20 protein-coding genes are annotated in these 20135 nt (G+C 72.0%); 7 read left to right on the forward strand and 13 right to left on the reverse strand.

Annotated elements, in window-relative coordinates; translation table 11 throughout:
* On the reverse strand, window positions 1-852 hold an 852-nt coding region (locus ACWCO3_RS14360; protein ID WP_450010269.1), incomplete at its 3' end, for an AI-2E family transporter.
* A 227-nt stretch (window positions 853-1079) separates the two neighbouring features.
* Between ACWCO3_RS14360 and ACWCO3_RS14365 the strand changes: the two genes are divergently transcribed.
* Window positions 1080-1250 carry an antitoxin gene (locus tag ACWCO3_RS14365; RefSeq protein WP_423469600.1) on the forward strand — a complete coding sequence of 57 codons (171 nt, stop codon included), beginning with the start codon at window positions 1080-1082 and terminating at the stop codon, window positions 1248-1250.
* A gap of 59 nt (window positions 1251-1309) precedes the next feature.
* On the opposite strand, the gene ACWCO3_RS14370 is transcribed toward ACWCO3_RS14365, so the two are convergent.
* Complete coding sequence (locus tag ACWCO3_RS14370) at window positions 1310-1915, reverse strand: hemerythrin domain-containing protein (RefSeq protein ID WP_450010271.1); 606 nt, start codon at window positions 1913-1915, stop codon at window positions 1310-1312.
* A 105-nt stretch (window positions 1916-2020) separates the two neighbouring features.
* Between ACWCO3_RS14370 and ACWCO3_RS14375 the strand changes: the two genes are divergently transcribed.
* Window positions 2021-3412, forward strand: coding sequence for an FUSC family protein (locus ACWCO3_RS14375; protein ID WP_244312056.1), 1392 nt, complete (start codon window positions 2021-2023; stop codon window positions 3410-3412).
* Between the two features lie 12 nt (window positions 3413-3424).
* Here ACWCO3_RS14375 and ACWCO3_RS14380 read toward each other — a convergent pair whose 3' ends face one another.
* From ACWCO3_RS14380 to eccB, 8 genes are all read right to left on the reverse strand, one after another.
* The gene (locus tag ACWCO3_RS14380; RefSeq protein ID WP_145786049.1) at window positions 3425-4069 is read right to left on the reverse strand and encodes a C39 family peptidase; all 645 of its coding nucleotides are present in this window, start codon (window positions 4067-4069) and stop codon (window positions 3425-3427) included.
* A 227-nt stretch (window positions 4070-4296) separates the two neighbouring features.
* Complete coding sequence (locus ACWCO3_RS14385; protein ID WP_450010274.1) at window positions 4297-4704, reverse strand: pyridoxamine 5'-phosphate oxidase family protein; 408 nt, start codon at window positions 4702-4704, stop codon at window positions 4297-4299.
* Window positions 4705-4735: 31 nt separating this feature from the next.
* Complete coding sequence (locus ACWCO3_RS14390) at window positions 4736-5074, reverse strand: YkvA family protein (protein ID WP_145786051.1); 339 nt, start codon at window positions 5072-5074, stop codon at window positions 4736-4738.
* A 33-nt stretch (window positions 5075-5107) separates the two neighbouring features.
* Window positions 5108-5923 (reverse strand): hypothetical protein, encoded by an 816-nt coding sequence (locus ACWCO3_RS14395; protein WP_145786052.1) that lies wholly within the window; start codon window positions 5921-5923, stop codon window positions 5108-5110.
* Between the two features lie 154 nt (window positions 5924-6077).
* Window positions 6078-6434 (reverse strand): hypothetical protein, encoded by a 357-nt coding sequence (locus ACWCO3_RS14400; protein WP_450010277.1) that lies wholly within the window; start codon window positions 6432-6434, stop codon window positions 6078-6080.
* A 206-nt stretch (window positions 6435-6640) separates the two neighbouring features.
* Window positions 6641-7924 (reverse strand): WXG100 family type VII secretion target, encoded by a 1284-nt coding sequence (locus ACWCO3_RS14405; RefSeq protein ID WP_358162113.1) that lies wholly within the window; start codon window positions 7922-7924, stop codon window positions 6641-6643.
* Window positions 7917-8285, reverse strand: coding sequence for a hypothetical protein (locus tag ACWCO3_RS14410; protein ID WP_145786055.1), 369 nt, complete (start codon window positions 8283-8285; stop codon window positions 7917-7919). Before ACWCO3_RS14410 ends, ACWCO3_RS14405 begins: the two co-directional genes overlap by 8 nt.
* Window positions 8286-8390: 105 nt before the next feature.
* A complete protein-coding gene (gene eccB, locus ACWCO3_RS14415; protein ID WP_145786056.1) occupies window positions 8391-9806 on the reverse strand; it encodes a type VII secretion protein EccB in 1416 nt (471 codons plus the stop codon).
* A gap of 160 nt (window positions 9807-9966) precedes the next feature.
* Here eccB and ACWCO3_RS14420 point away from each other — a divergent pair, with 160 nt between their 5' ends.
* Entirely contained in the window at window positions 9967-11148 is a 1182-nt protein-coding gene (locus ACWCO3_RS14420) for a type VII secretion protein EccE (protein ID WP_450010280.1), read from the forward strand.
* A 23-nt stretch (window positions 11149-11171) separates the two neighbouring features.
* Here the strand turns inward: ACWCO3_RS14420 and eccD are convergent, their stop codons facing one another.
* Window positions 11172-12569, reverse strand: a complete 1398-nt coding sequence (gene eccD, locus ACWCO3_RS14425; RefSeq protein ID WP_450010282.1) for a type VII secretion integral membrane protein EccD — start codon at window positions 12567-12569, stop codon at window positions 11172-11174.
* Between the two features lie 166 nt (window positions 12570-12735).
* Between eccD and eccCa the strand changes: the two genes are divergently transcribed.
* From eccCa to ACWCO3_RS14440, 3 genes are all read left to right on the forward strand, one after another.
* Window positions 12736-16701 carry a type VII secretion protein EccCa gene (eccCa, locus tag ACWCO3_RS14430; protein WP_450010284.1) on the forward strand — a complete coding sequence of 1322 codons (3966 nt, stop codon included), beginning with the start codon at window positions 12736-12738 and terminating at the stop codon, window positions 16699-16701.
* A 172-nt stretch (window positions 16702-16873) separates the two neighbouring features.
* The gene (locus ACWCO3_RS14435) at window positions 16874-17182 is read left to right on the forward strand and encodes a WXG100 family type VII secretion target (RefSeq protein WP_139583998.1); all 309 of its coding nucleotides are present in this window, start codon (window positions 16874-16876) and stop codon (window positions 17180-17182) included.
* A gap of 25 nt (window positions 17183-17207) precedes the next feature.
* Window positions 17208-17486, forward strand: a complete 279-nt coding sequence (locus tag ACWCO3_RS14440) for a WXG100 family type VII secretion target (protein ID WP_139583997.1) — start codon at window positions 17208-17210, stop codon at window positions 17484-17486.
* An 87-nt stretch (window positions 17487-17573) separates the two neighbouring features.
* Here the strand turns inward: ACWCO3_RS14440 and mycP are convergent, their stop codons facing one another.
* Window positions 17574-18737, reverse strand: coding sequence for a type VII secretion-associated serine protease mycosin (mycP, locus tag ACWCO3_RS14445; protein WP_357931184.1), 1164 nt, complete (start codon window positions 18735-18737; stop codon window positions 17574-17576).
* Window positions 18738-18856: 119 nt separating this feature from the next.
* Window positions 18857-19183, reverse strand: coding sequence for a helix-turn-helix transcriptional regulator (locus ACWCO3_RS14450; protein WP_145786060.1), 327 nt, complete (start codon window positions 19181-19183; stop codon window positions 18857-18859).
* 196 nt (window positions 19184-19379) lie between these two features.
* Between ACWCO3_RS14450 and ACWCO3_RS14455 the strand changes: the two genes are divergently transcribed.
* Window positions 19380-20135 (forward strand): carbonic anhydrase (locus ACWCO3_RS14455; RefSeq protein WP_450010289.1); only part of this gene is annotated, 756 nt, incomplete at its 3' end.

Here is a 20135-nt window from a genome sequence, read left to right on the forward strand (position 1 = left end):
GGGGCCGTTCGCGGCCAGTGCCACCAGCACCGCCACCGCGCCGGCCACCGTCGCCCCGATGATCGGCACGAACCCGCCGAGGAAGGTGATCAGTGCCAGCGGCAGGGCGAGCGGCACCCGCAACACCACCAGGGCCAGGCCGATGCCGATCGCGTCGATCGCGGCGATCAGCATGGTGCCCCGGCTGTACGCGCCCAACGTCTGCCAACCGGCCCGGCCGGCCTCGGCCGCAACCGACTGGTTCGCGCCGGACACCCGTGACAGCACCCAGTGCCACATCGACCGGCCGTCCTTGAGCAGGAAGAAGAGCAGCACCAGGGCGAGCAGCGCGGAACCGAACACCTCGGTGGCCGTCCGGGCGCCCGACACCGGGTCCGGCGAGCTGCCGCTCAACCCTTCCCGGGCCTGGTCGACCAGCCGGTCCAGCTGCGCTTCGCTGACCGGCAGCGTCGACGTCACGAAGTCACGGCTGCGCTCGACCCCCTGCGTCAACTCCTGACTGAGCTGGTCGAACTGGCTCGCGGTCAGGTTCCACACCAACGCACCGACACCGACCAGGATGCCGAGCAGCAGCAGCACTGTGCACAGCGCGGCCAGTGCCGCCGGCAGACGCAGCCGACGCAACAGGAGCAGCACCGGGTCGAGCAGCGCGGTGAGGAAGACGGTGGCGGCCAGCGCGATGGCCAGCGGTGCCAGCAGGACGGCGATCTTGCCCAGCAGGTACAGCCCGGCGACGATCACCACCAGGCATGCGCTCCACAAGACCGCGGTCCGGACCAGCCAGGGCAGCGCCGCCCAACTCTGCCGCGGGCCGGGGTCGCCGGTCCTGGTTCCGGGTTCCTCTGCCGCCATGTCGGTCCTCCTCGATCTCGGCGAGGTCGGTACCCAGCCGGTCGTGCGCCGACACCCGTTTCGCGTCGACTCCCCGTCAGCGGCTGCCCGCGCGGATCGTACGCCGGTTCGGAACCCCCGGGTGGGTGTTCGCCTACCGCGTCCGGGACGACGGCGTTTGCGTCGCCGGCGCGAGGGAACGCGACTGGTGGAGCCGGAACTGAAGGGGGAGTGTCGTGGGTGACTTCATGGACAAGGCCAAGGACTTCGCGAACAAGCACGACGAGCAGGTCGACAAGGGCATGGAGAAGGCCGGTGACATGGCCGACAAGCGCAGCGGTGGCAAGTACACCGACAAGATCGACAAGGGTGTCGACCAGGCTCAGGCGCGTACCGGTCAGGGCGACCAGACCCGTTGACCCACCGGAAGCGCCCCGGGTCGCCGTGCAGTCGGCGGCCCGGGGCGCTCTTGTCGGGCTCAGCGCTGCTGCCGCTCGCGCAGCTCGTCCATTGAGGTGGGACGCCCGCTCAACGCGTCGCGCAGCCGGTCGACCAGGCCGATGCCGGGAGCGAGCAGCTTGTTCGCCGGCGGGTGGTCGGGTGAGCCCGGGTGCGGCCGGGTCGGACCGATCTCCTTGACCGCCTCCACCTTGGCGGCGACGTCGACCAGTTCCTCCCGGGCCGTCGCCGCGCGGAGCCGGGGAAAGAGTTCGTTCTCCTCCTCGCGCACGTGGTCCCGGATCGTGCTCGTCAGGTGGGCGAGCAACTCGTCGAAGCGGGGGTCGGACGGCTCGACGGACTCCAACTCCTTCATGGTCCGTTCGGCCTCGGCGTGCTCCGCGACTTCGCGGTCGGCGATCTCGTCGCCGTCGGGCAGTGCCTTACGAGCGATCGGATAGACGTACGCCTCCTCCGCGACCGAGTGGCGGACGAGTTCGGCGATCACCACGTCGGCGAGGTGGCGGCGGTGTTCGAGGGCGCCCTGCCGGGTCTCCAACTCGACGAAGAGCGCCTCGACGGCACGGTGGTCGGCGACCAGGATGTCGACGACGTCACGGTCATCGGTGGTGTGTGGGTTGGTCATCTCACGGCCCCTTACCGGTTGCGGATCGGTGGGAGGTGTGACGCCCTGGTACCCCCACGGGGCTGCACAAACCTACAGACGACGATGCGTTGGAGGAGGCCTGTGGTGCCCCGGGGACGGGTGGTGCCGGACCTGCACGATTGCCCCCTCCCCGCCGGGGTAACCGCCGCCATGGCCGACGACCGCCCACCCGCCGACCGCGATCGGTCGCGTCTCGACGAGGCTGCCGAGCGGAGCGGCCAGGCAGTCGAACGGGTACGGCACCGGGGCGGTCAGGCGGGCCGGATCCGGGCCCGGCAGTGGGAGATCACCCTGGTGATCTCCGTCCAGGCCGGGCTGGCCGCGGCGATCGCCGCTCTGCTCGCCAAGAATCTGCTCGGCCCCGGATCGCACGTCTTCGCCCCGGCCGCCGCCGTCGGAACGATCGCCACCGCCATCGGGCAGCGGGCCCGACGCACCTTCGAACTGCTGGGTGGCGTGTCGCTGGGCATCGTCATCGGGGACACCCTGCGGTACCTGCTCGGCTCGGGGCCGTGGCAGACCGGCGTCGTCGTCGCGCTGGCCATCGCCGCCGCGCTGCTGGTGGCCGGCAAGGGGGGCGCGCTGGTCGGTCAGGCCGGCGGTACCGCGGTGCTGATCGCCACGCTGGCCCCGATGGACCGTGGTCTGGAGTTGCCCCGGATCTTCGACGCGCTCGTCGGCGGAGCGGTCGGTCTGGTGGTGGTCGCGCTGCTGCTGCCGATCAACCCGATGCGGGTGCTGGACCGAGCCGCGGCGCCGATCTTCGAAGTCCTCTGCGACCAACTCGCCGAGCTGGCGCAGGCCCTACGGGAACGTGACGGCGACGGGACGCTTCGCGTTCTGGGACGGCTCCGGGACACCGAAAGCGACCTGGGTCGGCTGCACGACGCGCTGAGCGGTGCGGAGGAGGTGGTGACGATCGCTCCGGCCCGCTGGCACCGCCGCCAGCAGTTCCACAGGTACGCCCGCAGCGCCGACCACCTGGAGCGTCTGCTGCTCGACAGCCGAGCCCTGGCCCGCTGGTCGTCGACAGCATTGCAGTACGGCGAGCCCATCCCGTCGGAGCTGCCGGACGCGATCGGCCGGCTGGGCCGAGCGGTCGCTGAGATGCGTACCGAGTGCAGGGTCGGCGAGGACCCGCAGGCCACCCGCCGGCTGATCGAGGAGTGCGCCGAACTGGCCGGGCGTGCGGCGGTGAGCGGGGTCGGGTCGTTCGGCGAGTCACTCGTCACCGGACTGCGGACCGCAGCCAGCGACCTGCTCCGGGCCTGCGGGTACGAACCCGACGACGCCAACCGGATCGTGCGTCGGGCCGCCGGTGCCGGGGAGGCGGAGCTGCACCCACCGGCCCGGCGAACACTGCGCCGGTTGCGGCCGGCACGGTCCATCCGAGCGCGTCGCCGCGCGCACCTCGCCTCCCGTGCCCGAGACGAGAGCCGGGCCGGCCTCCCCCCGAGGGAGAGACCGGCCCGGTGAAACTCGTCCAGGTTAGGAGGAGTAGCCGCGCTCGGCGATCCAGTTGGCGACCTTCGGGAGGCTCACCCAGTACTCGCCCAGCGCCGGGTCGGCCGGGTCGGCGACCCGGATGGTGTCGCCACCGTCCCGGTAGCCGACGAGGGTCAGGTAGTGGCCGCCCTCGTACGAGTGCGGGTTGCCGTCGGTGTCGACGGTCGTGCCCTTGATGTTGGCAACCACCGGCCGGCCGGCGTCCACCGCCGCCAGTACGTCCCGACGCAACTGCTCGACCTGGTCGGGCCGGGCGACGGAGTCACGGATCTCGGTGGTCCGATACTTGCCGCCGGTCAGCTCGTTCAGCACCCGGGTGGTGTCCAGGGCCGAGGGGGTGCCCGCCTCGGTGGTGCCGAGCAGCTTGGCCACCTCGTCCTGGGAGAGCGCCTTGCCCTGGGCGGACAGCGCGATCCGGGTCGCGGCCGGACCGCAGTAGTAGAAGTTGGGCTGGGCCTGGTAGTCGACGCCGAGGATCCGCTCGGCGGACCGCTGGGTCTGACTCGTCGACGTCTGTGCGGGGGCAGCCGGGGCGGCCTGGGCGGCCACCGCCGGGCCGAGGGCGCAACCGCCGGCGACCAGCAGGCCGGCAACGGACAAACCGCTCTTCTGGACGATCGGATTCATGGTCGAGTCTCCGTTCGGGGGGTTGACGTCTCCGCGCAGCGGAGGACGCAGCACCGGGAATGGCGCTCGGCTCAACACGGGGGGCGACCAGCGGCGGGTTCGGCCGTTGGCGCACCGGGGACGTAACGGCCCTGCTCCGGCGGACATTCCGCCGGCGGCGTGGTGCGGCCGTCGCGATCAGGTGTAACGGCAGGAGGCCGGGCGGGATTCCACCGGCCCTCGGTGGTTCAGAGGCTCCCCAGCAACCCGGTCACGGTGATCTCGATGACCACCCGCTCGGAATTCGGACGGGGGGTGCGATACCGCTCGGCGTAGCGGCGTTCCGCCTCCTCCACGGAGGCCCGGTCCGACCGCAGTACCGCGCGGCCCTCGATGGTCAGCCAACGGCGGCCGTCCACGTGGCAGACCGCCACCGCCGCTCCCGCCGGCCCCGCAGCGGCCACCTGGCGGGCCTTGCTGGACGTGCCGGAGGTGATGACCCGGGCCAGTCCGGCCGCCGGGTCGAGGGTCACCCCGACCGGTACGACGTGCGGGGTACCGTCGGCCCGCAGAGTGGTCAGCGTGGCAAGGTGACGTTCCGCGCAGAAAGCGACAACCCGCTCATCGTGCACGTCCAGTCGATGACCGCCCACCATGCCCGCCCCCTGTCCGCCGCACCGGCCCCGATCATGGCACGCGACGTGCGCGGTCCCCCTCCGGCAGGGCGTCCGGCTGACCGGGCAGGCGTCGACCGGCCGCCCGACGTTTGTGCACGAGCCGGGTGAGGTAGATCAGCGCGCCGGCCAGGACACCCATGTCGTCCAGGTAGATCGGGTCGGGAAGCACGTCGACCGGGAAGATCGTGTAGATCAACGCCCCGTAGAAGGCGACCTTTCCGCCCGTGCCGAGCCCGGTCAACATCCTTCGCGTACGCACCACCCGCACCGCCAGCACCACGGCGCCGGCGAGTGTGGCGATCGCCAGGATGCCGGCGATCACCACGAGGACCCACGCCTGTCGGGACATGCCGTCACGCTAACGCACCGGACGGCAGGTGGCTCAGAACGCGGGCACCGCCGCGCGACCGCGCGCCGTCACCTTGTTCTCCCGGGTCTGCTCGACGTTCTCCCGGGTCTGCTCGGCCGCCGACCGGGCCACCTCGCTGAGCGGCAACACCGACGGATCCGCGACCCGTCGTCCGGTGGCGGCGTGCGCCTCCTCGCGCAGACTGCGGGCCGCCGCCACGGCCAACTCAGCAGCCCGCCAGGCGACCTGCTCCTGCTCGCGAGCAGCGGCGTGCCTGGCCGCCAGGTTGTCGCGGATCGCGCGTTGCAGCACCAGCTCCTGCTCGACCGGGTGCAGCCGCGGGTCCCAGCCGTCGCGGTGCGCGAACACCTCGCTGAGCTGCTCCACCGACAGTTCCCGCCGCCAGTACGCGTTCAGCGCCGCACGGTGCAGGTAGCGCTCGCGGTCCACGTACTCGGCTGGCGTGCGGGCGGTGTGCGGCAGCGGCATCGCGGCCGCGGCGGCGAGCCGGCGCACGGCCGCCTCGGCTGCCTCGTACGCCTGCCAGGCTGCCTCGACCGACTCCTGCGCGGTCACCCACTCCGCCCGACGGCGCTGGGCGGAGGTGGTCGCCCGCTCGGCGGCCACAGCGACCTCCTGCGCGTACCGGCTCTGCTCGCGTTCCTCCTGCACCTGTTCGAGTTGGCTCGGCATGGCCGCGCGGCGGATCCGGGCGCCCGGGTCGATGCGGAGTCGGCCGGGCCGCAGCAGAAGCGCGGAGACGATGACGCCGACCACCCCGAGCAGGCTCAGCCAGATGACGGCGGCTCGGGACAGGTCGGGCAGGGCGGCGGAGAGGATGGTCTGCATGATCAGCACCTCGCGGTCGAAGGCGGGTATCGACGGGTGGCAGGAGGAGCCCGACTGCGCCGGTCAGCCAGGTGATGGGGTCGTCCCGTCGACGGAGACTCGGTTGCCGTGACGGACGACCCGGAACCGGGCCTCGGGAATCGCCGGAACTGGATCAGCGGGCGGGCGGACCGCGCCGCGCCGGAGTGCCACGGCCGGGATCGATGGCCGGCGTGTTCTGCGGGCCCTCCGCGACCACAACGGGTGCGGCGACGGTGTCGACCGCGTCGGTCGGCGGCGCGGCGGGCTGGCCGGCACGCTCGGTGGCCGGGCCCGTATCAGGGCGGACCGTTGGCACCCGGCTGCTCACGGCGCTCGGCCGCAGCTGCGTCGGGGTGGGCGGCGGCGTCGCGGCGAGAGCGCCACCGAGGCCGACCGCCAGCACCAGCGCGGTGACCGCCAGTCGGGTCAGTTCGCGCAGCGACCGCAGCACAGCCCACCGGGCTGGGCGGACACAGGCTGCGGACGACACCCGACCAACCTATCGCCCACCGCGGTGTGCCGCAGCACGGTGGCGGCCTGATCTGCCGTGACCACCACCACCCTGAGCACAGTGGACGGTGCTGATCCTCGTCCGAAAGCGGCTGTGCCCCCGCCCGGATCGGGTCCGGTCGGGGGCGCAGCCGTCGTTCATCTCCCGCCTGCAGGGGCGACGGCGCTCCTTCAGGCGGGCTGTGGTCAGTGGCCGCTGCCGAGCACCGGCGGCGCGGCGTCGCCACCGTCGCGCCACACCATCTCGTCCTCGGTCAACCAGGTCAGCCGCTCGTCGGAGTCGTCGTCCTGAGGTCGGCCCCGCCCGCCGAGCACACCGGAGTTGCCTCCGCCCGGCCGGCTGTTGCCGCCGGCCGTGGCTCCCCGGCCGCCACGCTGGCCGTCGATGCTGCGCCCGATCCCGCTGGCGGCGCGGCTCTCTGCCGGGGTGGCCCCACCGGCCGGACGAGCCGACGTGGTCGGCGTGCTGCCCGAACCGGCGAGCGTCGCGGTGCGGAGGACTCCGCCGGCCGGCGCACCGCCCTGCCCACCGAAGAGCAGGCCGGGCCCGGAACCGGCGGCGAGGGTCGCCGTGCTCGGCCCGGACAGCCCGACCAGCCCGGCAGCGCCACCGGCGACCAGCGCCCCACCGACCAGCGAGTCAGCCCCGGCCAGCGAGGTGCTCCGAGAATCGGAGTCGCTGCCGGCGCCGATCGGACCGCCCGCGACGGCCGGCGCGCCACCGGTGCCCGTGCCGTGTTGGCCGGGGACCGAGGCGTCACCGACGCCCGGCGGCTGGGCGGCGCGGTCGGGCCTCGCGATGGTCGCATCGCCGGTACGCGCGCTGACGCCGGTGCTGCTGGGCCCGGCGTTCGCCTTGGCGACCGTCGGAACAGCCTGTGGGGACGTCGGGTCCTTGCGGGCGGTGTCCGGGGTGTCCGGATGTGGCAGGGGCGGATCGACGACCCGGTCGTAGGCGGAGATCTCGTAGCCGCCAGCCAACTCGGCCACCAGGTTCACCATCCGCTGGTGGGCCTTCTCCTGCTCTTCCTTGTCCTGCTGGTGGCCCACGATGCCCATGACCACAGCGCCCGGCAGACCGAAGGTGGTGGCACCCTTGACCGCGCCGGAGATCGCCTTGTCGTTGTCGTCGGTCTCCTCCGGGCTTTCGGCCTGCTTGCGGGCGGTCCGTAGATGGTCGGCCATCATGGTCAGCCCCTGCTTGATGCCAGCCATCCCGTCGCCCAACGCGTCGGAGTGGGCGACGATCAGGCTGAGCCGCCGGTTGAACTCCCGACCCGCCGAACCCGTCCAGGTGTTGCTCAGCTTCTCCAGGTCGCCGTTCAACTCTCGGCCGAGACCGTCCAGGATGCCCTTGAGCTCGGCCCACTGGGCGGCCACACCCTCGATCTGCTCGGGCTGGCCGGCCATCACGCCGTCATAGAGCTGCTGGTGGGTGTTGCCCTGGTAGCGCTGGGTGTAATCAGACACGCCCGTCCTCCTTCGGCTCGAACGCCCGATCGACACCGTTCAGCGCCGCTGTGACATCGGTGGCGTTGGCCGCGTTACGCGCCTCGGCGGTGCGGTAGTTGGTCAGGATCGTGCTGGTCGCCTGCTGTGCCGCGAGCACCGCCTGCCGGACCCGTTCGGCCTGGTCGACATAGGACTGGTGAACCTCGCTGTAGCGACGCGCCTGGTCGGTGGCGTCCAGGAACGTGCCGAGCGCCGGCGGTCGGCACTGCATTTCGGTATTGAGCTTGCGCAGCACCGACTCCACCTGACTCAACCGCGAAGCCAGGTGCTGGTGGAAGTCCTCAAGGGACAACAGGTCGACTTCCGTACGCCCGGTCATGGCAACATCCCCGTCGTTCTGGTTGACAACCGTCAGCGACATCCAGGTTAGTCCACGGCTACGACGCGGGGCGACCCGTCATCGCTGCTCAGCCATCCGCCCCGATCACTGCCCCTCGGGCGAGAAGACCGACATCGCGGCGTCGCGGCTCAGGGTGGGCCCGGTCGGGATCAGCGAGAGCAGCGAGCCCGGCACCGCCAGCGGAGTGACCCCGCCGTAGCCGAGCACCCCCAGCGTCGCCGCCGAGCCGAGCGGGTACCGGATGCCCTGCGGGCTGATCAGGTAGATCGTCGACCCGGCGGCGCCGGAACCGCTGGTCCCGGCACCGGGTGAGGCCTGCGCGATGACGCCCTTGCCGCCGGGCAGCAGCACCGCCTCGGTGGTCCGTACGGCGTCCCGCCTGGTCTGTGGCACCGGCACCGGGCCCGGATTGGCAGCGGTCAGCTCGGCCGGCGCCCGTTCGAAGACCTCCAGGGTGGTGGTCGGCGGCCCGCCGGTGCTGCTCGCCCGGTACGTCGCGCACAGCGCGGTCTGACCCGAGTTGGTCGGGTAGAAGCTGGGCATCGTCTTCGGCAGCCCCTCCTCCTCGACCCGCTGCTCGACGAACAACTCGCCAGCCTGGTTCGGCGTGATGTCCGTGATCCGACCGCCGCCGCCGACCATCAACAGGGCGGTGATCTCACTGATCGAGGCGAGCCCCTCCCGGGTGAGCACGTAGTACCGCCCGGCGGCGCTGAACACCTGACCGACGGTGGCCGGTCGGTCGGCCACGGTCCGCGTGCTGGACTCGCCCTCGCCCGGCAGGGACGGTTTGCGCAGCGGCGGCCCGGCCGGCACGGCGTTGAGCAGTTGCTGCCCGACCCGGAGCGGCGCCGCGTCGGCCATCTTCAGCGCCGTGATCGTCTGGTCCCCGCCGAGCACCTGGAGTCGGACGTTGTTGGTGACCAGGTAACGCTGGTCGTCCACCACGACGAGCGCCGCCCGGTCGCCCAGCGGGACGCCCCCGGGCAACGCCCGGTCGATCACCACCCGGGTGCGGGAGCGCTGCGGATCGACCGGATCGGGCACGTCGCAGACCGACCAGGGCAGACCGGTCAGCGACTTGCGGTCCGGCAGCGCGTCCGGTGCGCCGACGATGCCGAGGGTGAGCCCGCGTGGCCGGTCCCGCAGGGAACTCTGGGACATCGTCCGCACCGTCGCGTCCGGCTGGTCGAGGATCAGACGCGCCGAGGCGTAGTTGAGCGTCGGGTGGAGCTGCCCCTCCAGGAACACGTACGTCGCGCCGGTCTCCCGTTCGATGACCAGGGTCTGGTCCTCCAGCGGCGCGGTGTTCCCGGTGAGCTGACCGTAGGCTCCGACCCCGCCGAGCACGACGGCCGCGGTGATGACACTGCCGAAGACAGCCATGCCGAGCCTTCGCATCGGCAGGTTGGTGGTCTCCGGATCGCCCGACAGCAACGCGGAGACGATCCGGCGGGTGACGAAGCGGTACGCCTGCACCTGATCGCGGCGGGTCCGCATGACTTACCTCCGGCAGGGTGGATCCGCGACGATCAGGTCGGGGCGCCGTCGCGGGCTTCCCTACGATAAGGGGCCGACCGGGGTTCCTTGGGACCACCGTTCGTGGCCGACGCCGGACCGACCCGGCGCAGAGCCGTACGTGCAGGAGGGACAGTCAGCGATGACGCAGGTTCAGGCACGACCCGCCCGAGCGGCCACGGACCCGTCCACGACCCGCTCGACGCCGCCGAGTGACCGACCCGGTGGGGGGCGAGTCGGCCCAGTGCTGGTCGGGCAGCTCGTCGTGCTGGAGTTGTGCGTGCTCGGCGTCTGGGCGGCGTCGACGGGGCCCAGTTGGCTGCTCGCCGTTGCGGGCGGCGTGGCGGTGCTCGTCCTCCTGGCCACCTTCGCCCGACGGGGAGGCCGCTGGTGGTTCGAGGACCTGCTGCTGCGGCGGCGGCTGCGGAGCCGTGGTGAGCGCGCGTCGGCCGCGGTGGCCGGTGGCACGGCGGCGGACCCACGTTTGGCCACTCTCGCCCCCGAGCTGAGCATCATCGAATTGACCGATCGGGGCACCCGGCTCGGCATCGGGCAGGACGCCCAGGGGTGGTTCGCTGCGGTCGCGTTGCAGTCCGTCAGCGGCGCGACGGTCGGATCGGTACAGGCGTCCACGATGGACCAGATTTTGCGCGTACTCGCCGACTTCAGCGCCCCGGTGTCCCGGGCCCAGGTCGTCGCACACACCCTGGTCTGGTACCCGGCGCCCGGCGCGCCGCCGGCCGCGCACCGGACCGTCTGGGTGGCGTTGCGCCTCACCGTTCGCGACGCGCGGGTCGAGGCGGTGAGCCGGGGCGGCGGGCTGCCCGGTGTGCACCGGACCCTGGCTGCCGGCATCGGTCGGCTCGGCAAGGCGCTGACCGGTGCGGGCCTGGCCCACCGGCCGTTGGGCCGGGAAGAGTTGCGCGCCGCCATCGTCTCGGCGGCCGGCCTGGACCTGGGGCCGGAAGCGCCGACGGAGACCTGGCGTGGGCTGCACGGCGGCGGGTGGACCCACCGGTGCATGGCGCTGCGAGGCCGAACGGACGCGCCCCTCGGCCCGCTCGTCGACGCGATCACGGCGACCTCGGCGCCGTCGCACACGGTGGCCGCGGCGGTGTCGATGGACGGCCGTGTGGCAGCGCCGTTGCTCCGGATCGCCGCGATGGACGGTCACGTCGAGGCGCTGCTGAAGGTGGTCCGTGACGTCGCGCACCGGACCGGCGTGTCCACCCGGCCCGTGGACGGTCAGCACGGACCGGGCATCTACGCCAGCGCGCCGGTCGCGGCGGCGTTGGGGGCCTCCACCCGTTCGGGACAGCAGTAACCCGGCAGGGCGGCGGTGGGTGGTCAGGGCCGGAGGTTGACGATCCAGCCGTAGAGCCCGCACACCCAGAAGGCGAGCGGGACCAGCGCGATGATCAGCAGGATCTCGGCGATGTCGAGAAGCCGGCCCCAGACCGGTGAGATGCGTTTGCCGGCAACGGTCAGGCCGTAGATCAGGCTGATCACGGCGGCCAGCACCAGACCGCCGAGGACCAGACCGAGCTTGACCGGCAGCGACCCGTCGGTGAAGGTGGCCGCGGCGGCCAGGCCCAGGCCCACGGTCCCGGCGAGCAGCACCGGGGTGCGCTGGGCGCGGCCCAGGAGCGGCCGGGCCCGCAGCAGCGACAACAGCGCCAGCACCAGGCACAGCAGTACCGCCGACAGCCGACCGTCGAGAGCCAGCACGATCTGCGCGCCCAGCACCAGGAGCGCGATCGTCCACAACAGACCGGTCAGGAACTGGTCCGCCCGCTCGCTCCGCTGGAGCACGTGCCTGCCGTCCACCGACTCGGTGTCGGTCTTCAGGTCCTCCGGACCGGTCGGGATCGACGGCACCGGCAGTCGCGCCAGCCGGTAGGCCGTCATCGGCAGCGCCGGCACCACACCGAACGCCACAGCGGCCACCACCGCGGCGGAGGCCGGCGCGTCGAGGCCGAAGACCAGGCAGAGCAGAGCGCCGAGGCCGGTCGCGGCCCCCACCCCGATCGCGGCGAAGAAGAGCGGGTACCGGTCACCGACAGCCAACACGGCGACGGCACCGGCGACCACCGCGGCGGTCGCCGCCACCAGCACGTGCGGGCTGGCCAACTCGGTCAGCGGCCGGTCACCGGCGAGCAGCAGCAGACCGCCGGTGGCGGCGTGCGTCAGGCCGACGATGGCCAGCACCGCACCGGTCTGACTGTCGCCGGCGGCCCTGGACAGCACCGCCGCGCCGACCAGCAACGCCACCGCGACCAGCAGGGCGGCCACCGCGCCGGGCAGGTGCGGTGGGCCGGCGAAGAGCGCGGCGAGTGCGCCGGCGCCGAACGCCGCCGCCGCGAAGACCACAGCGAAGGACCGGGTCGCACCGGCCTGCCAGGCCCCGGGACGTTGGTTGGTGGCGGTGGCCACCGCATCCACCACATCGTCGAAGACGATCTCCGGTGCGGCGGCGGACCGGGGGTTGAAGTAGAGCACCTCACCGTCGCGGATGCTGAGCTGCCCAGCAGTGCGCCCGCCGTCCAGCGGCGCACCGCCCAACCGGGACAGAGCCCAGCCGCCGTGCCGCGCGCCCTCGTCGGCGAGGTCCTCGCCGGCATAGCGCAGCAGGGTGGGGAGCAGGTCCGCAATCGGCACGTCCGACGGCAGCGCCAGATCCATCCGGGTACGCGGAGCCACGATGGTGATCCGGCTCAGTCCACCGGTCGCCGTCTTCGTCGCCACAGTGGCCTCCAGGTGTGCGTCTGCGATCGGCTGGCCGCGATGCTGCGGTCCGGGTCCACCGCGCCCACGGCAGATTACCTACGATGGCGGGCACGTACGATGCCCACCCGCGGGCTCCGGTCCGCGGCGGCACGTCATCAGGGCCGCTTCTGGGGAGGAGACAGCCGTGAGCACGGTGGTGTTCCGCCGGCTCCCGCGTCAGCCGGGACCGGCCCTACCTCGCGGTGAGGTGCTGCTGGAGTCGCCGCCCGAGCTGCCCGAGCCGACACCTCGCGGCATGGGGCAACTGCTCATGATCCTGCCGATGTTCTGCGGGGTCGGTGCGATGGCCTTCCTCTACGCCGGCAAGGGCGGCGGCATGATGACGTACGTCGCCGGCGGCCTCTTCGGTGTCTCGATGCTCGGCATGGCGATCGGTTCACTCGCCAACAGCGGTGGCAAGGACAAGGCCGAGTTGAACGCCGACCGCCGCGACTACATGCGCTACCTGGCGCAGATGCGTAAGCGCACAAGGCGTGCCGCCGAGCAGCAGCGGGCCGCGATGGCCTGGCGGCACCCGGAGCCCGACGCGCTCTGGTCGATCGCCGCGTCCCGTCGGCTCTGGGAGCGGCGGATCACCGAGGACGACTTCGGCGAGACCCGGATCGCCCTCGGCCCGCAGCGACTGGCGGTCGAGATCGTCCCGCCGGAGACGAAACCGGTCGAGGACCTGGAGCCGATGAGCGCCATCGCGCTTCGCCGGTTCGTCCGCGCACACTCCACAGTGCCCGAGTTGCCGACCGCGCTGTCGGTGCGCGCGTTCAGCCGGGTGGTGCTGCGCGGCGACCGCGAGCCGGTGCTCAACCTGACCCGGGCGGCGCTGGGCCAGCTGGCCACCTTCCATGCGCCGGACGACCTGGTGGTGGCGGTGGTCGCCGCGCCGGACCGGCAGTCGTCCTGGGACTGGGTGAAGTGGCTGCCGCACGCCCACCACAGCGCCCGTACGGACGCGGCCGGAGCGCGCCGGCTGGTCTTCGCCAGCCTGGCCGAGGCCGAGGCCGCGCTCGCCGGTGAACTGGCGGCGCGACCCCGCTTTGCACCCGAGGCGAAGCCGTTGACCACCGCCGCGCACCTGGTCGTGGTCATCGACGGTGGCGAGGTCTCACCGACCTGTCAGCTGGTGGGCCCAGGGTTGCTCGGCACGACCGTGATCGACCTTTCCGGGACGGTGCCGCGCGATGCCGGCCGCTGGCTGCTCTGCCTCGACGTGGCCGACGGCAGCTCGCTCGACCTCGTCCGGGGCAGCTCGTCGTCGCCGTTGGGTCGCCCTGACCAGCTCAGCGCCGAGGCCGCCGAGGGGCTGGCCCGGCAGATCGCTCCCTACCGGCTGTCCCAGCAGCAGACCAGCAACGAGGAGCCGCTGGCCCGCAGCATGGAGCTACCGGACCTGCTCGGTGTGGGTGACGCCGCCACGGTGGACGTCCAGAACACCTGGCGTCCGCGCGGCCACCGGGACCGGCTGCGCATCCCGCTCGGCGTCGGTCCGGACGGCAACGTGGTCGAGCTCGACTTCAAGGAGTCGGCGCACGAGGGCATGGGCCCGCACGGCCTGGTGATCGGCGCCACCGGGTCCGGCAAGAGCGAGTTGCTCCGAACGGTGGTGGCCGCGTTGGCGGTCACCCACTCGTCGGAGGAGTTGAACTTCGTCCTGGTGGACTTCAAGGGCGGCGCGACGTTCGCCTCGTTGGAGGCGCTGCCGCACACCAGCGCCGTGATCACCAACCTGGCCGACGAGCTGCCGCTCGTCGACCGTATGCGGGACGCGCTCGCCGGCGAGATGGTGCGCCGGCAGGAGTTGCTGCGGGCAGCCGGAAACTACGTCTCGCGCTTCGAGTACGAGAAGGCCCGTGCCGCCGGTGAGCCGCTGGCCCCGATGCCCAGTCTGCTGATCATCTGCGACGAGTTCAGCGAGCTGCTCGCCGCCAAGCCCGACTTCATCGACCTGTTCGTGATGATCGGCCGGCTGGGCCGGTCGCTCGGCGTGCACCTGCTGCTGGCCAGCCAGCGACTCGAAGAGGGCAAGCTGCGTGGTCTGGACACGCACCTGTCCTACCGGATCGGTCTGCGTACCTTCTCCGCCGTGGAGAGCCGGATCGTGCTCGGCGTGCCGGACGCGTACGAGCTGCCGAACGCGCCCGGTCACGGCTACCTGAAGACCGACACCAGCACGATGCTGCGGTTCCGGGCCGCGTACGTGTCGGGGGCGTACCGGGCGCCGGGGCAGCAGGCAAGCGCCTCACAGGCGTTGGTGCAGCGGCGGATCGTGCCGTACGGCCTCGACTTCGTTCCGGCCCAGCTCCCGCAGATGCCGGTGGCCGCCGCTCCCGAACCGGAGCAACCGGCCGACGGCAAGGCTGTGGCGATGCTCGACGTGCTGATCGACCAGCTCAAGGGCAAGGGCCGCCCTGCCCATCAGGTGTGGCTGCCGCCGCTGGCCGATCCGCCGGGTCTGGGCGAGCTGCTCGGCGCGCTGGCCGTCGACCCGACCTACGGGTTGTGCACCGCGTCCTGGCCCGGGCGGGGCAGGTTGACGGTGCCGGTCGGTGTGGTGGACCGCCCGTACGAGCAGCGCCGTGACCCGATGATGGTCGAGCTGGCCGGTGCCGGCGGCAACGTGGTCATCGTCGGCCGTTCGCTGAGTGGCAAGAGCACCATGCTGCGTACGCTGCTCGCCTCGCTGGCTCTCACGCACACCCCGCGCGAGGTGCAGTTCTTCTGCCTGGACTTCGGCGGAGGCGCGCTGCGCAGCCTGGAGCGGCTCCCGCACATGGCGGGGGTGGCCGGTCGACGCGACGTCGAGGCGGTACGCCGGACGGTGGCCGAGGTGGTGGCCGTCCTGGACGACCGGGAGACCCGCTTCGCCCAGCACGGCATCGACTCGGTGGCCAGCTACCGCCGTCGCCGGGCCGCCGGCGAGTTCGTCGACGACCCCTTCGGCGACGTGTTCCTGGTGGTCGACGGCTGGAACACGCTGCGCCAGGAGTACGAGGAGCTGGAGCAGACCATCACCACGCTGGCCAACCGTGGCCTCGGTTTCGGCGTACACGTGGTGCTCACGGCGGTGCGGTGGGCGGAGATCCGGATCAACATGCGGGATCTGCTCGGCACCAAGCTGGAGTTGCGGCTGGGTGACGCGTCCGAGTCGGAGATCGACCGCCGGGCGGCGACGAACGTGCCGGAGAAGTCGCCCGGTCGCGGCCTGACCCGGGACAAGCTGCACTTCCTCACGGCGATCTCGCGGATCGACGGTCGCCGGGACATCGACGACCTCAGTGAGGCGTCGGTGTCCCTGGCCGGGCACGTGGCGGCGAACTGGCCGGGACGGCCGGCGCCGAAGGTGCGGCTGCTGCCCCGCCGGCTGCCGGTGGGCGAGTTGGCCCGGATCATCGACCGGTCAGCGCCCGGTCTGCCGATCGGCGTCAACGAGTCGGCGCTGGCGCCGGTCTACCTGGATCTGGTCAACGAGCCGCACCTGACGGTCTTCGGCGACGCGGAGTGCGGCAAGACCAACCTGTTGCGACTGATCGCCCGGGGCATCACCGAGCGGTACACGCCCGCGCAGGCCCGCCTGGTGATCGCCGACTACCGGCGTGGTCTGCTGGGTGCGGTGGAGGGCGATCACCTGCTGGACTACGCGCCGTCCAACCAGGCGTTCGCGCAGGGGCTCGCCTCGATCCGCAGCGCGTTGTCCAACCGGCTGCCCGGGCCGGACGTGACCACCGCCCAACTGCGTGACCGCAGTTGGTGGAAGGGTCCGGACCTGTACATCCTGGTCGACGACTACGACCTGGTTGCCTCCGGTGGCAGCAATCCGCTCAGCGCCCTACAGGAGTTGCTGCCCCAGGCGCGCGACATCGGCCTGCACCTGATCATCACGCGTCGGGTCGGCGGCGTGTCCCGGGCGCTGTACGAGCCGGTGCTGCAACGGCTGCGTGAGTTGGACTCCCCGGGCCTGCTGATGTCCGGCAGCCGGGAGGAGGGTGCCGTCTTCGGGACGCTGCGGCCGAGCCCACAGCCACCGGGTCGAGGCACCCTGGTCCGCCGGCGCGACGGCCAGCAGCTGATCCAGACCGCGTGGGCCGAGCCTGCGTGACCGGCGGTCCGATTCACCACCATCCATCGGGCATCGGTGGTCAGGGCTGCGAGGGCTGGTCGGCTTCCGCTACGGTCTTCACTGGAGTGTCCGTCGGTGGGGTGTTGCTGCCTTGCCGCGGGGGAGGGGTGCGGCGAAGCCGCCACCACAAGATGACGGAGGGGTGTGAAGCATGGCGTTCGAGGTCGAAGCAGCGACTCTGCATACCGCCGCGAGTGACGTGCGGTCCACGCGCAGCGAGGTTGACGGCGAGCTGAAGAAGCTGTGGAACGTGGTCGACGACCTGGCAATGGCGTGGAAGGGCCAGGCGTCCACGGGCTTCCAGTCGCTGATGACGCGCTGGAACGAGGACACCGTCAAGCTGCTGACGGCGATGGACAGCATCGCCGACCTGCTCGACAAGTCGGGTACGACGCACCAGGTCAACGACGAAGAGCAGCAGCAGATGCTGGACAAGTTCCACTCTGCTCTCAACCCGTGATCCGCAGGCAGCAGAGGAGGAAATCGTGACGATCAAAGTTGACTACGCTGTCCTCGAGAGCAGCAACCAGCAGATGCAGGCCATCTCGAAGACCATCGACGAGAAGCTCGACACGCTGCGGTCGATGCTGTCCAAGCTGCACTGGGACGGCGAGGACCGGGTTGCCTACGAGCAGCACCAGGCCAAATGGGACACGGCGGTCCGGGACATCAACCGGATCCTGAACGAAATCGGCGGCGCTGTCGGCATCGCCCGCGAGAACTACGTCTCCACCGAGATGAGCAACTCGAAGGTGTGGAGCTGAGAAGTCCGTTGGTGTGGCTCCGGTCCGGTCGACCCGGGCCGGAGCCGCATTGTTTCTGCCCCGGCGAGGTGCTGCCGACCCGGCGGGTCAGCCGGCGGTCGGCGCGTCGGTGCGTCGGCCAGGGCGCCAACCTCGTTCGCGGCCCCGGCTGACGATCGGTCGCCCGATCAGCAGCAGCGCGGCGATCAGCCCGCCGACCAGCGCCGTCCAGATCGCGGCCGTGCGTTGCCAGCCCAGCGGGTCGTCCGGTGCCATCGGCGCGGGGATCGCGCTGGCGGGCGGGTTCGTCCGGGTGCCCAGAAGGCTCGACACCGCCCGGTACGGGTTGACCATGCCGTAACCGATGTCGGCGTTGTGACCTTCCGGCGGGTTGTCGGCGGTGCGCTCCAGTCGTTCAGCGATCTGTTCCGGGGTGAGGTCGGGGTAGGCCGCGCGGACCAGCGCGGCCACACCCGAGACGTACGCGGCGGCGTAACTCGTGCCGCCGTTCGGCTCGGCGCGGTAGCCGGCCCCCCGCGGCGCCGGCCCGATGATGTTCAGCCCCGGCGCGGCGATGTCGACGTAGTCACCACTGATCGAGGTGCCGACGTGACCACCCTCCTCGTTGACCCCACCGACGGCCAGCACCCCTGGGTACGCGGCCGGATAACCCGGCCTACTCTGCTGCCCCTCCTGCTGGTTGCCGGCGGCTGCGACGAGCACCACCTGCTTGGCCAGCGCCCGCTCGACGGCGGCGGTGAGTTCCGGGCCGGGAATGGTCGTCAGGGACAGGTTGATCACGTCGGCGCCCTGCTCGACCGCCCAGTCGATCGCGGCGGCGATCTGCCCGGGAAGCTGCGGGTCGTTGGTGTCCTTGAGGTCCGGCAGGACCCGGATGGGGAGGATGCGGGCGGCCGGGGCGATGCCGCTGAACGGGACGCCGGTGCCTTCCCGGCCGGCGATTATGCCGGCGATCATCGTGCCGTGCCCGACGAGGTCGCACTGGCCCTTGTTTGCCGGCAGGTTGTTGAAGTCGCGACCGTCGAGCACCTGGCCGCTGAGCAGCGGGTGGGTCGCGGAGACCCCGGAGTCGATCACTGCCACCGTCACTCCGGCGCCCCGGGACAGCGGCCACGCCGAGGCCGGTTCCAGTCGGCGTAACGCCCACGGCGGCTGTGCCAGGCCCTCCTCGCCCTCTGGACCGCAGGTGGGGGGTGCGGCGGTGGCCGGGGAGGGTGCCACCAGGCCGGTGCCGAGCAGAAGCGCCAGCATTCCACTGAGGACCGCGCGGGTGGCATGGCGGGAGGAGGGGGTCGCGCTCGACGGCGGGCATTCGCGCACCCGCAGAGATTACCGCTGTGCTCGGTCGGGCAACGGCCCGGCGACGATGGTCAGGCCTGGGGGCTGACCTCCGCGGTGGGCGTCTCGGCGAACAGTGCGAGCAGCGCGCCGACCTGACGGTCGGCTTCGGCGGGGTGCCGGAACCGGCCGGCCGGGTTCAGGGTGTATTCGTTGCGCCTGCCGACGCGGGTGCGGTGCAGGTATCCGTCCGCCTCCAGGTCGGCGACGATCGCCTGCGCGGCGCGTTCGGTCACGCCGACCTCGGCGGCGACGTCCCGCAGCCGGGCGGTGGGGTCGCGAGCGATGGCCAGCAGAACGTGACCGTGGTTGGTGAGGAATGTCCAGTTTCGCCCGCTGCCGGTCGACGTGTTCGTCATCGTGTGACCGCCTTTCCGGATGCCCGCCCTCGGTGCGTCGCCCACGGGTCGATTCGGGGTCAACGTATGAAATCTATATCACGCATCCCTTGACGCGTGTTTCGGTGCGTGTGACGGTGGACCCCGAGCCAGCGCCCGCCGCAGGCCCACCTGAAGCCGTTTGACCAGGTCAGATGCATCGAGACGAGGTGCGGGGATGAGTCATTCCGGAACTACCGGTGGGCAGCCGGGGCCGCAGCGGACCACCGACCGGGCACCCGCGCCGAGCGAGCCGGCTCGGGCGTACACCGAGTTGGTCGCGGGCAACAGGCGCTTCGTCGACGGCGCTCCTCGCCACCCCAACCAGGACGCCGGGCACCGGGCCGCCGTGGCCGACGGGCAGCACCCGTTCGCGGTGATCGTCGGCTGCTCCGACTCACGGCTGGCCGCCGAGATCATCTTCGACCGCGGGCTGGGTGACCTGTTCGTGGTCCGGACCGCCGGCCACACCGCCGGCCCGGAGGTGCTCGGCAGCGTGGAGTACGCGGTGACAGTGCTCGGTACCCCGCTCGTGGTGGTGCTCGGTCACGACTCGTGCGGCGCGGTGCAGGCGGCCCGGGAGGCCGCCGCGACCGGCACCCGACCGCCGGGGCACCTGCCCGCGGTGGTCGACGCCGTGCTGCCCAGCCTGCGCCGGGCCGAGGCCGAGGGTGTGCAGGACATCGACGGCATCGTCGACGTCCACATCGCACAGACCGTCGAGACGTTGCTCGGCCAGTCGCCCGTGCTGGCCGGTGCGGTGGCGCAGGGGCGGTGCGCGGTGGTGGGTGTGTCGTACCGGCTCGCCGCTGGAGAGGTGCGCGCGGTGGCCGCCGTGCCTCCAGCCCGGCCAGCAGGTCACGCAGGCGGCTGGTCACCTGCTCGCGTACCGATCCGTCGCCGGGCAACGTGGCCACGGCGGCCTCGATCCGAC

It is taken from the genome of Micromonospora sp. NPDC002411 (genome assembly GCF_053592955.1).